We start from the raw sequence: 14,217 nt of genomic DNA, 5'->3' as shown, positions 1-14,217 counted from the left end.
TAGACCAGGCGGCAGGAGAAGCCTTAGTGGCCGGCGATCTCCATGCCTTTCCAGCCGGTCCCCACGGTGACCCGACCGGCCCACCCGGAATCATTCGCCTGGTAGTAATACAGGACGCCGGCATCGGAGCGGGCCAGCAGCCCCTGGGTTCCTGCCCCGCTATAGCCGCGGATCGAAGTCAGAGCGTTCATCGAGTTCCACCCGCTGTTGCCGATGATCCTGCGGCTCTCCGAAACAAACTTCCCGTTGCCGTTGGTGCGGTAGAGCTTCAGCTGTCCGGCCGAGGTGCGGGCGACAATGTCGGTGTTCCCGTCCTTGTCCCAGTCGAGCTGGTTGATGGTCAAGGATTTCCAGCCGGTGTCCACTTGGGTCCGCGCCGAGAGCTTACCGCCGGAGAGGTTCGGGTACTGGTACAAGATGCCCGAGCCGCTCTTGGCAACCACAGAGGGGTAGCGGTCCGTTTTCTTCCACTTCCCGACCGTGACTTCGTAGCCGGCCCAGCCGCTCGCGCCGATGGTGATGGCGCTGGAGAAACCGCCGCCGGGCTTGCCCGGGTAGACGCTGAGCTTGCCGCTCTCCCACTGTGCCACGATGTCCATCGTCTCATCCGCGTTCCAATCCGCGACGTGGACTTCCTTCGCGTTGCCGAAGCCGGAACCGACCTTCCATGCGGATGAATTCGCGTTGCTCTTGCCGGTGCCGTAGTTCCACAGCGCGCCGGCCTGGTCCACTGCCAGGATGTCTCCGGCGGACTGGATGGACGGTCCCGCAGGAGCAGAAACAACGGCAGGAGCCGGGGCGGGCGCCGGCGAGGGAGCCGTGGAGCCGAAGAACGCCGATGCCGTGTTGTACTGCCCGGTCGGAGGCGTACGGAACTTGAAGAAGTTCACCGTGCCGTACATCTTCACGCGCCCGTTCGCGTCCTTCTTGATGGAAATGCCGACGCCGATCGTGTCGTACGCCGGATCGCTCATGATCCGGTTATGGCCGGGCGAGCCGATCCACTGGTCCACCAGCCCTTGTCCGCGGGTATCCGTCCGGTAGGCGATGATTTCGCCGGCATTGGACCAGCGGTCGACAACGCGGGGATCTTGGGTGTAGCCGGGGTTGTGCTTGAAGTCGCCAGTACTGGCCATCTTGTCCGACCAGTCCTCGGACAGCTCGGAGACGGTGGCGTTGAACTTGACCGGATTGAGGCCCTTGCTCGCCCGGAACTTGTTGATCCCGTTGAACACGTCGATGATCTGCTGCTTATTCGCGGTGTTGAGCCTGTCGCCCGCGGCCTGCGGAACAACGACGGCGGCACCCTGGTTCGGCTGCACAGCGGCCAGGGCGGCCGGTGCGGGTCCCACAACGGCTGCGGCCGCCACGGAGGCGCCGAGAGCGAGGGACATTAATGCTTTAAGTTTTGACACTGTCTTTTTCCTGTTTTCATCTGGGAGGGTCACAACGACGGCTGCCAGCGCCCGTCATCTGATAGCTGCCGAACCGGCGGGATACTGCCTGCGGACCTATTTGAAGATGTCGGCCCGGACACCCATCACAACCCGGTCGCCCTTATCGGCCGTTTTCAGATACCGAGTCACGTTGGGCAGATCCAGCGCGATGCAGCCGTAAGTGGGGACCGCATTCGCGTGCAGGAAGATGGCGAAGCCGGCCCCTTGCGTGATCTTCTGCCCCGGGCCCCGGTTGTAGTCGATCACCGCACCTTGGCGGTAGTCCCCGGTGGGAGCGCGCATAATCTGCCACATCTGCTCGTCCGGCCAGCGGTTGAAGGACGACTCAAAGTACTTGTTGTACCCGCTGCCTGGCGTGCCGGACCACTGCGACCGAGGGTTCAGCTTCTGGTAGTTGAGCCCGGTGCCCGGGTTGCCTTCGCCGAAGGCATCGGTGACGGTGAAGCTGCCCTGCGGCGACCAGCGGTACATCGTGTGGCCCGAAGCGACGCCGGGTTCCTTGAAGCCCTTGAGCCCCACGGTTGCCCTGGAGGTTTTCCATTCCTGCTTGTAGACGGAACCGATCCGCACGCAGTTGATGAAGCTGGCCTTGTACGTGCCGTACTTCTCCGAGATGGTGAAGGAGACGCGGTCGGCCCAGCCGTGGTAGTAGCGGGTCTTGTGCGCGCCGATGGCCCAGCACTCGTTCTTTGGCAGGTAGCTCGCGCCGACATTCGCGGCGATCAGCGAGCCGCCCTGGAAGACCTGCGTGGTTTTGCCGCTGCGCGTCACCGCGTCCTGCAGTGGGTAGCCCAGCGTCCCGTTCTGGCTGCTGCGTGCCTTCCAGCTGTAGTTGATCTGGGCGGTCAACGACCGGGCGCCGGTCGCCGGCGAGTAGGCGATCTGCCCCTTCTGGAACACCTGCACGCAGCCCTTGGATTTCAACCCGCATTTCATGTCCCCCGTGGGGTAACCGAGAACGCCGCGCTCGTATCTGGCCGCCGTGAACTTCTTACCGACGGCGTGGGTCAGTTCCACGGTGCGGGCACCGGTCTTGGCCGTCCAGTAGATGGCCATGCGCCGCTTGCTCGAGAGCGAGGGCTTGTAGGTGCGCACGCAACCGTTGTCGGCCAGGCGGCAGTTGTAGTCGTTGACCGCGGTGTACCTCAGTTCTTTGGCCCGGGCATCCAGGGCCTTCCAGCCGGCGGTCACATGCGGCGGCGTGTGGACAATCTTGCCCTCCTGGAAACTCTGCGTTGCCACCAGGGTTCTCGAATTCACGCTCAGGTCCGAGGTCGGGTAGCCGTACTTGCCCTTCTCGTAGCCGGACAACTTGTACGCTTTTCCGACGGCGTGGGTCAGTTCCACTGTCCGCGCGCCAGTGGCCTGGGTCCAGTAGATCGCGATCCGCTTGCTGCTGCCGGCCGGTTTGTACGTGCGCACGCAGCCGTAGTCGCGCAACTCGCAGGTGTAGCCGTTGACGGCGGTGAGCTTCAGTTTGGAGGCCGGGTCTGCCAAAGCCTTCCTGCCAGCGGCATAGTGGGCCGATGTGTCCACAATCTTGCCGTGCTCGAAGGACTGCACCGAAACCTTCGTGTTCGGCACGCCGGACATGTCCGACGTCGGATAGCCGTACTTGCCCTCTTCCCACCCGGCGTTTCGGTAAGCCTTGCCGACGGCGTGGGCCAGGTCCACAGCGTGTGCGCCGGTGGCGGTGGTCCAGTAAATAGCGATGAGTTTCGCGTCCGACTTGTACGTACGCACGCAGCCATCGCTCGTCAGCAGGCAATTAAAGTCGTTTGTGGCCTGCGTGTAGCCCATCGCCGTCGCCTTGGCCGTGATGGCAGCCTGACCGCTGGCGACATAGGAATTGTCGATCGTCCCGTGCTCGAACGTCTGGGAAACCGTTCCGGCTGCCGCCGTATCTGGCGCGTCCGAAGTGGGGTAACCGTACTTGCCGGCTTCGTACTTTTCACTCCGGTACTTCTTGCCAATGTAGTGCAGCAGATCGACGCTGTGCGCCCCTGTTTGCGGGCTCCAGAAGATGGCAATGCGCTCCGTGGGACGCTCGGCGGACGTGAAGGTCTGCACGCAGCCCTCACCGACCAGGGTGCAATTAAGATCGTTGTGCGGCACGAGTTTCAGCTCATCGGCCTTCGCGGAGATAGCCTCCTCCGCCGTCGCTTCGGCCTCGACTGACTCCTCCGTTGTCGGTTCGGTTTCGGGTGCTTCCTCCGTAGATTCCGTCTGGGCCGTTTCGCCGAGATCGGGAGTAAACTGCCCTTCAGGCGCCTGTATTTCAGCCGGGGCGGAAGTCTCCGCTGCCGTGGACGGCTCGACCGGGACGTTGGTTGCCGCTGGTGCCGGAGTTTCAGCAGGCGCAGTCGGTCCCGCGGGCGCTTTGGCCCCGCCCGTTGCCGTCTGCGTTGGCGCTTCAGTCCCAGCCGTCGTCCCTGCATCGTCCGACGTTTTAATCGTGGGATCGGCCGAGGCGTCTGACGGCACCCCGGAGGAGGATCCATCCGGTTCCGGTGCTGACGACGGAGACCCCGTCGACCGCGTAGCGGTGTCCGTCGCTTTCACGTCGCCGGCCGGCCGTTGCGTCGCCGACGCGCCGTACACTTCCGGCAGGTCTGCGGCGTGCGCCGGCAAGCCGGAGGCCAGCAGCGCCAAAGATGCAAGTGTTGCTACGGCAACTCGTCCCGCCAGACGTGAGCGGAAAACGCTGAGACCCTTAATGATGTACCCCCGAGATTCGTTCCGAATGGGGTCAACGACGTCGCTGCCACTCCCCCAAACGCCATTATGGGGCCAAATCTGTTTAAACGTTAGACCCGGGGCGCCCCTTTCTATCCGCAACGGCAAAAGGAGCCCTCATTCTGCTTATGCAATGATTCTTATTCCGCCGCGAGATTACGCGCAACGAGCAGTGCCCCGGCGTGCACGGCGAGGCAACGGCGTCAGAAGAAGCGGTCACCGTTGGGTGCGAAAATGGGGCCTTGGTCTACCGGGAAGGCAAGATCACCAAGGTGGACAGTCCGGACACCTACTGCCGGATGGGGAACCAGAAGGGCTCGGAAGAGTCGACCGTCGTACTTGCGGATTACAAAACGGACCCGGACGCTGAGCTGGAAAGGCCCGAGCGGATCGCCCTGATCGACACCAGCAACAGCACCGTGAACCTGGTCGAACTGGGCACGAGCTACTCCTTCAGATCGCTTGGCCGGGGGCTACACGGTGAAGCTTTAGTACTGGGTACGGATGGATCACTCCACGTTATCGATCCCGCTAGCGGAGCCGTCACTGCCAGCATCCCGGTGATCGATGAATGGGAGGAGCCCGTGGAATGGCAACAGCCGCGGCCTACTCTGGCAGTCCAGGGCCATACCGCGTATGTGACGGATCCGGGCAGTTCGTCCATCCACGCAGTCGACCTGGAATCCGGCGACGTGATTGAGAGCGCAGAGCTACCGCATGTTCCGAATGAGTTGACTGGCGCCGGCGACTGATGCCGTTCCTTACCTGGCAAGCAGCTGGGTCAACACCTTTACCTTGGTAGATGCGGACGTCACGACTATCAGGCGGCGGGGCGGTAGAGGAAGTCGATGCGGCCGAGTGCCTGTTCGAAGGTTGACAGCGGCTTCGGCAGTTCGTCCGGCTGCTCTGTTGCTGTTGCCGGTGGTGTGCCGGGTAGTGCTGGTGCGGTGGATTGGTAGGTGTGCCCGGTGGGGGTGGTGGTTTCCACGGTGTGCCGTGGCCCGGGGACGGTTTGGGCGTGCCAGCCGTCGGCTTCTTTTGCGAGGTTGCATGCTTCGCATAGGCCTTGCCCGTTGACCTCGCTGGTGTCCCCGGCGTTGCGCCAGGGCACGACGTGGTCGTGGTGGCGGATCGGCGCGTCGCACCAGGGGGTGCGGCAGAGCTGGTCCCGGGCCTGGATGATCCGCTGCATTCCGGCCGGCATCAGCCGTGCCCGCGAATCCATTCCGAGCAATTGCCCGGTACCGGGCGCCGTGTAAAGCCGGCGGACCCACACTTCCACCTCGGGCGCATCGGCGGAGGCTCTTCGCTTGAAGCCAGGCGGCCCGGTTGCCGTACCGGCCTCTCCGGTAGTTCCGGTGTCTCCGGTGCCGGCATCCGCGGGGCCGGCTACGGTTTTTTCTTCCCCAGCCGCGCTATTTATCAACCTGCCGACGGTATGTTCCTCGCCGCGGTTTGCGTTCTCGTGGTCGGTGTTCTCGGTGCGGAGGAGGTCGCGGGCCCAGTGGGCGGGGACGATGCCGTACCCGGTGAGGTGGGCGGGCTCGGAGTCGCCTTGGAACAGGGTGCGGTCGGTCATGACCAGTTGCACCTCGATTTTTGCCGGGTTCTGGGCGGGCTGGCCGGTGACGCGTTCGACGAGGATGTCGGCCATGAGCTGGCCCCGGCCGCGTTCATCGCCCTGTGCCTTCAACCGGTCGGCCGCCTTGACCAGCGCGGCGGTAACGGCCACGCCCTGCACCACCGGGAGCAGGGCGCTCACGTAGGCCATGGTGTCCGGCGCCGGACGGCAGGAGACATGGCGTCCGGTTTCGGCTTTCGCGGCCCGGCGGACCACCGCGTGCGGGTCCAGCTGCAGCGCGGCCTGCTTGGCCAGCGCCCCGATCCGTTTGTCCCCGCACCCTTGCAGCGTCGTCGGATCAGCACACAGTTCCCGGTCCACCGCGGCCCGGTCTTCCACGGTTAGGCAGGCGGTTTCGCGGACCAGGATGGTCGCCCGCCATTCATTCAGCCGGCCCTGGGCCAGCGCCTGATAGGTGTACGGCATTTCCCTGACCAACGTGGTCGCCATGCCCAGATGCTTACCGCCCCGGTTCGGGGAGTCCTTCCGGGCCAGGCCGATCTCCTTCGCCAGTCCCCGGCCCCGTTTCTCCGCGGAGATTCCGGCCGCGGCCCGGGCCTCCCGGCGGGAGGCAACAAACGCTTCCGTCTCCCGGGCCTGCGCGGCAGCCAGGGCGGCCTTGAGTTCCTCCATCGCGGTGATCCGGTCAATCCGCACCCCCTCGGAAACCTCCTGATCCAGGTCCGGGAGCCCGGCGGCCCAGCCGCGGACCAGCACCGCACCCGGATCGCCGGGAACCGGCGTCACCGGCCCCATTTCAGCTGGAACGATTGACTCGAACATACATTCGATTCTACCGGAGCGTGACGCAGCACACAACAGGGGGCAATGCCGTGGTGGATAACCTTCCGCCCCTCTGTCGCCACAGGAAACGACCGCGCATCAGGAGTTCAGGGAGTAGTGGCGGGCCTACGAAGCATCAGCGTCCCGCTGGTAAACATCAGGAACGCCGTCGTGGTCGGCGTCGATTTTTTCCTCTGCTTCGATCCTGCGGTAGTGCCGGTTGCGTGCACGCAGGACAACCGTTGCCAACAGCGCCGCAAGCAGCGAAGCGACGAGGATGGCGACCTTGGCATGGTCGTTCGCCGCAGAGCCGAGCCCGAAACTAAGTTCGGCAACGAGCAGCGAGACGGTAAACCCGATTCCTGCCAGCAGGCTGATGCCAAGCAGGTCGATCCACCTCAGCGACGGATCAAGCTCGGCGCGAGTGAACTTACTCATCAGCCACGTGGTCGCCACGATACCGATCGGCTTACCTAGGACCAGGCCCGCGATGATGCCGATGGCCACGGTGTCGGTAAGCGAGGCGGTCAGGCCATCGAAGCCACCGATCTCAACTCCTGCCGAGAAGAACGCGAAGACCGGAACCGCGAAGCCGGCAGAGACGGGACGGAAACGGTGCTCGAAAATCTCCGAGAGGCCGGGTCCCGCCGTGGGTCCACCGCTGGTCTTGCCGCGCAGTACAGGGATGGCAAAACCGAGCAGGACGCCTGCAACTGTGGCGTGAATACCGGAGGCGTGGAGCAGCGCCCAAGCCACGATGCCGATCGGTAGCAGGATCAGCCACGCGGCCGCTGGCTTGAGGCCGAAGAACCGCCGGTATTTCTGCGCCAGAAGGGTATAAACAGCAAGCGGGACAAGCGTCAGCAGCAGCGGGGCAACGTGGATCTCACTGGTGTAGAAGAACGCGATGATGGCGATCGCAATCAGATCGTCGACTACTGCCAGAGTCAGCAGGAAAATCCGTAAAGCAGTAGGCAGATGGGAACCAATGACAGCAAGAACCGCGACGGCGAAGGCAATGTCCGTGGCGGTCGGAATGGCCCATCCGCGGATGGTATCCGTGCTGCCCCAGTTCACCGCTGCATAGATCACTGCCGGCACGACGACGCCACCAACGGCCGCCGCCACCGGCACCGCCGCCTTCCGGGCATCGCGCAGATCTCCGGCAACAAACTCACGCTTAAGTTCCAGGCCTACCAGGAAAAAGAAAACCGCGAGCAGACCATCGGCCGCCCAAGCACCGAGACTCAGATCGAGATGCCATGGCTCGTAGCCGATCTTGAAGTCCCGCAAGGCGAAGTAACTCTCGGACGCGGGCGAGTTGGCCCAAATCAGGGCGATCAACGCCGTCGCGACGAGCAAAGCGCCGCCGACGGTCTCCTTTCGGAGGATTTCACCGATCCGCAGGGCTTCGGCGTAACTACCCCTGCCGAGAACGCGCGGCTTTCGGGGACGGTCGGGGGGACTTTGGGCCATGCGGGGCTCCTAAGGGAAGGGTCGACGAAATCTCATGCCGACCAGACTTCCCGGCTCACCAGAATCCACCCTATCGTCCCCAAGCCCTCGCCGCGAAACAACAGCGCCCAGGGGTATAGGCCACGGGGGTATAGGTCATTACAGATGAAGGGGCGGACGGCAAGACACCTTTTGCCGCTGTTTAGCCGAGCGCTCCCAACAATTCAGCACAGGCCTGCTCGCATCGACGGCAGGCTTCGGCACACACGCGGCAATGCTCGTGCATCTGCGCATGGTTTTCGCACTCGTCTGCACAGGCTTTGCTTGTGACTCGGCATGCCTCCAGCACAGCCCGGGTAACGTGTGCGTCATAACCGGTATGGCGGGAGAGGATCTTGCCGGTCACGACGCAGATGTCCGCACAATCGAGATTGGTTCTGATGCACTTCGTCAGCTCAGCCACCATATCCTCGCTGAGGCACGCATCCCCGCAGGCCGTACAGGTCTGCGCACATTCAAAACATGCCGCGATACAGTCCGTCAGCTTCTGTCTGTCGATTCCGCCCAAATCCTTCGGGTAGGTCTCAAGCATGGACTTGATGTGACTCATTGTTCTGCTCCTTCTGCAATGGCTATGGAACGAACCGGCAGCCCGGCTGCCTCACAAATCCACAGTAGCCTTACCATTCGGATGGGGAAACCTTGCTGTACGCCCATGCAGGAGAGGTTCAGGACGATGGGACAACTGCCCCTTGCCCAGCAAGTGATCATAAGCACCCTTGACTTATACCCCCAGGGGGTATATCTTGATGATTACCGAATACAGCGTCGGATCCTCGTGATCCCTACGCCCCTAACGGTCCACACAACGGCTCAAGCGCGTGCCTTCCTGATGGAAGGTCCTGGCAGAGGCCAATCTCGAAACCTTTTGGAGGAGATCATTATGTGTGGCACATCCAGCCATAACCTGCCGCTTATTCAAGCTTCAGCAGGCTGCGCCTGCTGTTCCCCGCGAGGAAACAACGCAGCAGAACCAGCGGTTGCGGTAGACGCAGCCGACACCCGCCACCGGTCGACGCAGTTCAAAGTCGCCGGCATGACCTGCGGACATTGCGTTGCCGGTGTCTCCGAGAAGCTGGGCAGGCTCGAGGGCATCGCCGATGTGGCAGTGGACCTCGTCTCAAACGGCGATTCCACCGTCACGGTTTACGGCACCGAAAACATCAGCCTTGTCGCTCTTCGCGCTGCCGTCTCTGAAGCAGGATACGAATTCGCCGGCACGGTTTGATCGGCCGGATTTGGAGGGGAGTAAGACCATGAACCACGAAGACCACCGACGGCACACATCCGGAGACCAATCCGCTCGTGCGACAGTTTCCGAAGCCGAGCACATGGACCACAGCACCCACGGACAGGCGATGCCTAAAGGCCATGCGCACTCCGCCGTCGACGAGGAACACGCCGTCCACCAGCACGGCCAGCACGCCGGACACAGCACGGCAATGTTCAAGAACAAGTTCTGGCTCAGCCTCCTGCTGTCCGTTCCGGTGGTTTATTTCAGCCCGATGTTTGCCCACCTGCTCGGCTACCACATTCCGGAATTCCCGGGCTCAGCATGGATCCCGCCGGTCCTGGGATCGCTGATCTTCTTCTACGGCGGTACACCGTTCCTCAAGGGCGGCTGGACGGAACTGCGCAGTCGGCAACCGGGCATGATGCTGCTCATTGCGATGGCGATCACCGTTGCGTTCGTCGCATCCTGGATCACCACGCTGGGCATCGGCAACTTTAATCTGGACTTCTGGTGGGAGCTGGCCCTGCTCATAGTCATCATGCTGCTGGGTCACTGGATCGAAATGCGTGCCCTCGGTTCGGCACGCGGCGCTCTGGATGCCCTCGCCGAGTTGCTGCCCGATGAAGCCGAACGCATCACTGAACACGGCACGGAAACGGTAAGCATCAGCGAGCTCTCCGTTAACGACGTCGTCCTGGTCCGCTCCGGTGCGCGCCTGCCCGCCGACGGTGAAATTATCGAAGGCCGGGCCGAGCTCGACGAATCAATGATCACGGGTGAGTCCAAGACAGTACCGCGTGGCCCCGGCGATACCGTAGTGGCCGGAACGGTGGCAACTGACAGTGCAGTGCGCATCAGAGTTGGCGCGGTCGGCACCGACACGGCGCTGGCAGGCATCCAACGGCTGGTCGCCGAAGCACAGGCGTCCTCCTCCAAAGCGCAGGCTCTGGCGGATAAGGCTGCGGCGTTCCTGTTCTACTTCGCCCTCGGCGCCGGCATCATCACCTTCATCGCTTGGGTACTCCTGGGCAGCCCCGACGAGGCCGTGATCCGTACGGTTACCGTCCTCGTCATCGCCTGCCCGCACGCCCTGGGCCTGGCGATCCCGCTGGTCATCGCGATCTCCACGGAGCAGGCCGCCCGCGCCGGTGTCCTGATCAAGAACCGCATGGCGCTGGAGCGGATGCGCACTATCGACGTCGTACTCTTCGACAAGACGGGAACGCTGACGAAAGGACAGCCTGGCCTGACCGGCATTGCAGCAATAGAGGGAATGAACGACGACGACGTTCTGGCGCTGGCCGCGGCAGTGGAATCTGACAGCGAACATCCCTCCGCCCGGGCAATCGTCACCGCAGCCCGGAATCGCGGTCTCCGCGTACCGGCCGCCAGCGCGTTTGCCTCGCTGACCGGCCGCGGCGTCAAGGCAGACGTCGGTGCCTCCGCCGTCATGGTCGGCGGACCGAATCTGATCGCGGCCGAAGGCCTGCAGGTTCCACCGGAATTGCAGGAACAGACCCGTCCCTGGGTTGGACGCGGCGCTTCCGTGCTTCACGTGATCCGCGACGGACAGGTTGTCGGGGCCGTCAGCCTGGAGGACGAGGTCCGCGAGGAATCCCGCCAGGCGATCGCCGCCCTGCAGAGGCGCGGCGTCAGGGTCGCCATGATCACTGGGGACGCGCAGCAGGTCGCCGACGCGGTGGCAGCTGAGCTGAACATCGATGAAGTCTTTGCCCAGGTCCTGCCACAGGACAAGGACAAGAAGGTCGGCGAACTGCAGTCCCGTGGTCTGAAGGTGGCCATGGTCGGCGATGGTGTGAACGACTCCCCCGCCCTTGCCAGGGCCGAGGTCGGCATCGCCATTGGAGCGGGAACCGACGTGGCGATGGAATCGGCCGGCGTCGTCCTGGCCGGCAACGATCCGCGGGCAGTACTGTCCATGGTAGATCTGTCCCGGGCCAGCTACCGCAAGATGATCCAGAACCTCATCTGGGCCACCGGCTACAACGTCATCGCCGTTCCCCTGGCCGCGGGTGTGCTGGCCTTTGCCGGCGTCGCAATCTCCCCGGCCGTAGCAGCGGTACTGATGTCGGTGTCCACCATCGTCGTGGCTCTGAACGCCCAGTTGCTGCGCCGTATCAAACTGGACCCGGCCGCGGTTCAATGACCGGTCGGCCGGCGGGTGCGGGTCTCGGCGGTTTCGCCCGGGCCCGCACCCTTCGATATCGTTGACGGCGGCCCGCAGATGCAGCCCGAGGGAAAGGCCGGGAACGATGAGCTACGGCGCGGCACCCCGTCTCGGTCTGCATCTACGCCCCACCCCGGCATTGTTTCTGGGACTGGCCGCGATCATCTTCGGCATCATCGGGATGCACATCCTGAATGTCTCGCACCATGCTTCCGTACCGGCCACGTCCGGTCACTTCACGTCGGCTCCGGCCGCTAGTGCCCATGCCATGCATCATGCGCCGGCCACGGACAAGGCCATCCCCTCGGCAGACACGGCGGCTGGCATACTTCCCGCCGATGGGTGCGCCGGCGGCCCTTGTGCCGGAGACCAGTATCTGATGGCTGCAATCTGCGTGCTGATGACGCTCGTTGCCGGATTCGTCCTGCTCTTCGTCCTCCTTCACTCGTTCAGCTCTCGATCAGCCGCACCTAAAACCCCTGCGCCTTCCCGCATAAGCGGAAGGCAGCGCCGCACTCCCCCGCAACTTCTGCCGGCGCGAATGAAAGTCAAGCAGTTTGAGATTACTTTCGAAGGAACCCCATCATGAAACGCTTTACCGCCATTTCGGCAACCGCTGTCGCCGCTGCCCTCTTCCTGGCCGGCTGCGGCTCGGACACCGGCTCGAATACCACCGAAGAATCAACGGGTATGGACCACAGCATCATGTCCCACTCCCCCGCCCCTGCCGCGTCTGACGCTGGCGGCACCCACAACAGCGCCGACGCGATGTTCGCGCAGATGATGATCCCCCACCACGAGCAGGCCGCGCAGATGAGCGACATCATGCTCGCCAAGGACGATCTCGACCCGCAGATCACCCGACTGGCCGAAAACATCAAGGCCGCACAAGCCCCGGAAATCGAGAAAATGACCGGCTGGCTACAAACCTGGGACGAACAGATGGAGATGTCCGGCGACCACGTCATGGAAGGCATGCTGAGTTCCGATGACCTGGCGGAGCTGGAGGCATCCCTAGGCGCTGAGGCGTCCCGGCTGTTCCTGACCCAGATGATCGAGCACCACGAGGGCGCCATCGCCATGGCCGAAGAGGAAGCCGCCAACGGGCAAGACCCGGACGCCGTCGCCCTTGCGGAAACTATTGTGGCGGATCAGAAAGCGGAAATTGAGAAGATGAACAACCTTCTCGCGGCCATCTAGCATCTGCCGTCAGCGCTGCCGAGCGCGGGAACACGAGCCGCCGCTCGGCAGCGCACTTCCGCTTATGCCGCTTCGTCGGGACCAGTCAGAGCATCAGCATGACGATGAGCCCCGCCACGAAAGCCGCGACGCCGACGGCGGTGAGGATCTTGCCCAACAGCAGCAGTACCGTGCCGCGCTCCGGCGGCGGCGTGGTCCGGTAAGTCATCGGCCGGTGGGCGTCGTAATAGATCAGCACGTCGGATCCGGGCACCACGCTGCGCTCCTGTTCGACGGGTAACCTGGCCTGCAGAAAGCCGTGGTGCTTGTCGAACCAGCGGAATCCGGTCCCCTCGCCATCCATGAAAACCACGCCGTCCGCGCTGCGCCACTTCACGCCCGAATGCCGGACAATCCAGCCAGCCAGCAGGAGCAACAGTCCCGGTACCAGCCCTACCCAGGTCAAAATCTCAGTGATCAGACCGATGGACTCCAAAGCGCTGGGCATACTTCCGATGTTATTCCAAAGTACGACGGCGGGAGACCGGCTCCGTCACAAATCTCCCCTTGGCGGTGGGCTACTCAGAGCGTAGGACCCTGGTCCATCCGGTCGAGTTGGCCCGCGACGAAGCTCAGGTGTTTCCAACCGCGCCCGGCGGCAGCAGCGGTCTGGCGGTCCACAGCAGCCCGCTTGTTCTGCAGCACGGCCAGCAGGGTGGCATCGACCACGTCCTGCCGCAATTCCTTGACCCAGCCTGCTCGGACGGGAGGATGCACCGGCAGCCGCAGCCACTCCGTCACCACGCCGCCGAGGTACATTGCCGTCAGGATCGAGGCCACGCCGATGAGCACCAGGACCAGCAGCGGAACGTTGAAGCTGACCGCAAGCACGGCCGGGCCGATCAGCAGCACGATCAGGAACAGCCGAAGGAACATAGCTTTGGCCAGCATGCCCGCGGTCTGTCTGCGGGCGGCCACCGGGGCGAGGCGCCGGCTATAGATGGTGCGGGCCTTGTGCAGCCACTGCTTCGTGCTGCCCAGCTTCTCGTTGACGATCTTCTCGGCCACGGCAAGTTCCAGCGGATTCTCGTTCCGAAGCGACACCAGCAGCGCATCATCCTCGTCTGCCCAGGACTGGTTCAGCCGGTGCTCCGCACCCGCAGCCAGATGGTGCAGTCCCAGTTGCGACGCCTCCCGGGCAATCGTTTCCGGGCTCCCGCCCCTCGGGAGCGCGTCTTGCTGCAGTGCCTGGTCATGATGGTCGGTGCGGATGCCGTAACGCGGCGATCCGTCCTTGAGCTGGTACACAGCCGTACCTCGATCCGGTAAGTATTGGGGGCAGGTCCTGGGGGTGCTGCGCCGACCGGCTGGCCCCTACTGCTATCGATGGACTACCAAGGATACTCTCCGAAACTGGGTGGTTGAAGGTTGATCGATCAAACCCTCTACCACTATTACCCGCCGTGGCATGGCAGACTTGCCGCTAGACTCGGTCACATCACGC

General features: G+C 63.6%; 12 protein-coding genes. 5 read left to right on the top strand and 7 right to left on the bottom strand.

Features of this window, described 5'->3' with window-relative positions; all coding sequences use genetic code 11:
- Nucleotides 1-23 precede the first annotated feature (23 nt).
- A complete protein-coding gene (locus J5251_RS09640) occupies nucleotides 24-1,415 on the bottom strand; it encodes a CAP domain-containing protein (protein WP_208575932.1) in 1,392 nt (463 codons plus the stop codon).
- Nucleotides 1,416-1,511: 96 nt separating this feature from the next.
- Nucleotides 1,512-4,109, bottom strand: coding sequence for a L,D-transpeptidase family protein (locus J5251_RS09635; protein ID WP_208575931.1), 2,598 nt, complete (start codon nucleotides 4,107-4,109; stop codon nucleotides 1,512-1,514).
- A gap of 326 nt (nucleotides 4,110-4,435) precedes the next feature.
- Between J5251_RS09635 and J5251_RS09630 the strand changes: the two genes are divergently transcribed.
- A complete protein-coding gene (locus J5251_RS09630; RefSeq protein ID WP_208575930.1) occupies nucleotides 4,436-4,945 on the top strand; it encodes a hypothetical protein in 510 nt (169 codons plus the stop codon).
- A 68-nt stretch (nucleotides 4,946-5,013) separates the two neighbouring features.
- On the opposite strand, the gene J5251_RS09625 is transcribed toward J5251_RS09630, so the two are convergent.
- The 3 genes from J5251_RS09625 to J5251_RS09615 form a co-directional block, all read right to left on the bottom strand.
- Nucleotides 5,014-6,597 (bottom strand): HNH endonuclease, encoded by a 1,584-nt coding sequence (locus J5251_RS09625; RefSeq protein WP_244250886.1) that lies wholly within the window; start codon nucleotides 6,595-6,597, stop codon nucleotides 5,014-5,016.
- 126 nt (nucleotides 6,598-6,723) lie between these two features.
- On the bottom strand, nucleotides 6,724-8,073 hold the full coding sequence (gene nhaA / locus J5251_RS09620; RefSeq protein ID WP_208575929.1) for a Na+/H+ antiporter NhaA: 1,350 nt from the start codon (nucleotides 8,071-8,073) through the stop codon (nucleotides 6,724-6,726).
- Between the two features lie 181 nt (nucleotides 8,074-8,254).
- Complete coding sequence (locus J5251_RS09615) at nucleotides 8,255-8,662, bottom strand: four-helix bundle copper-binding protein (protein ID WP_208575928.1); 408 nt, start codon at nucleotides 8,660-8,662, stop codon at nucleotides 8,255-8,257.
- An 18-nt stretch (nucleotides 8,663-8,680) separates the two neighbouring features.
- On the opposite strand from J5251_RS09615, the gene J5251_RS20590 reads away from it, so the two are divergent.
- The 4 genes from J5251_RS20590 (at nucleotide 8,681) to J5251_RS09595 (ending at nucleotide 12,734) form a co-directional block, all read left to right on the top strand.
- On the top strand, nucleotides 8,681-9,340 hold the full coding sequence (locus tag J5251_RS20590) for a heavy-metal-associated domain-containing protein (RefSeq protein ID WP_348272975.1): 660 nt from the start codon (nucleotides 8,681-8,683) through the stop codon (nucleotides 9,338-9,340).
- 28 nt (nucleotides 9,341-9,368) lie between these two features.
- Nucleotides 9,369-11,513 (top strand): copper-translocating P-type ATPase, encoded by a 2,145-nt coding sequence (locus J5251_RS09605; RefSeq protein ID WP_208575926.1) that lies wholly within the window; start codon nucleotides 9,369-9,371, stop codon nucleotides 11,511-11,513.
- 106 nt (nucleotides 11,514-11,619) lie between these two features.
- Nucleotides 11,620-12,123: a DUF6153 family protein gene (locus tag J5251_RS09600; RefSeq protein WP_208575925.1), complete on the top strand. Its 504-nt coding sequence runs from the start codon at nucleotides 11,620-11,622 to the stop codon at nucleotides 12,121-12,123.
- Complete coding sequence (locus J5251_RS09595; RefSeq protein ID WP_208575924.1) at nucleotides 12,120-12,734, top strand: DUF305 domain-containing protein; 615 nt, start codon at nucleotides 12,120-12,122, stop codon at nucleotides 12,732-12,734. Before J5251_RS09600 ends, J5251_RS09595 begins: the two co-directional genes overlap by 4 nt.
- An 85-nt stretch (nucleotides 12,735-12,819) precedes the next feature.
- On the opposite strand, the gene J5251_RS09590 is transcribed toward J5251_RS09595, so the two are convergent.
- Nucleotides 12,820-13,221, bottom strand: coding sequence for a hypothetical protein (locus J5251_RS09590; protein WP_208575923.1), 402 nt, complete (start codon nucleotides 13,219-13,221; stop codon nucleotides 12,820-12,822).
- Nucleotides 13,222-13,295: 74 nt separating this feature from the next.
- Nucleotides 13,296-14,021 carry a hypothetical protein gene (locus J5251_RS09585; protein WP_208575922.1) on the bottom strand — a complete coding sequence of 242 codons (726 nt, stop codon included), beginning with the start codon at nucleotides 14,019-14,021 and terminating at the stop codon, nucleotides 13,296-13,298.
- Nucleotides 14,022-14,217 lie beyond the last annotated feature (196 nt).

This window comes from Arthrobacter crystallopoietes (genome assembly GCF_017603825.1).
Taxonomy (GTDB): domain Bacteria; phylum Actinomycetota; class Actinomycetes; order Actinomycetales; family Micrococcaceae; genus Crystallibacter; species Crystallibacter crystallopoietes_B.
This window is presented reverse-complemented; position numbering and strand designations above follow the sequence as displayed.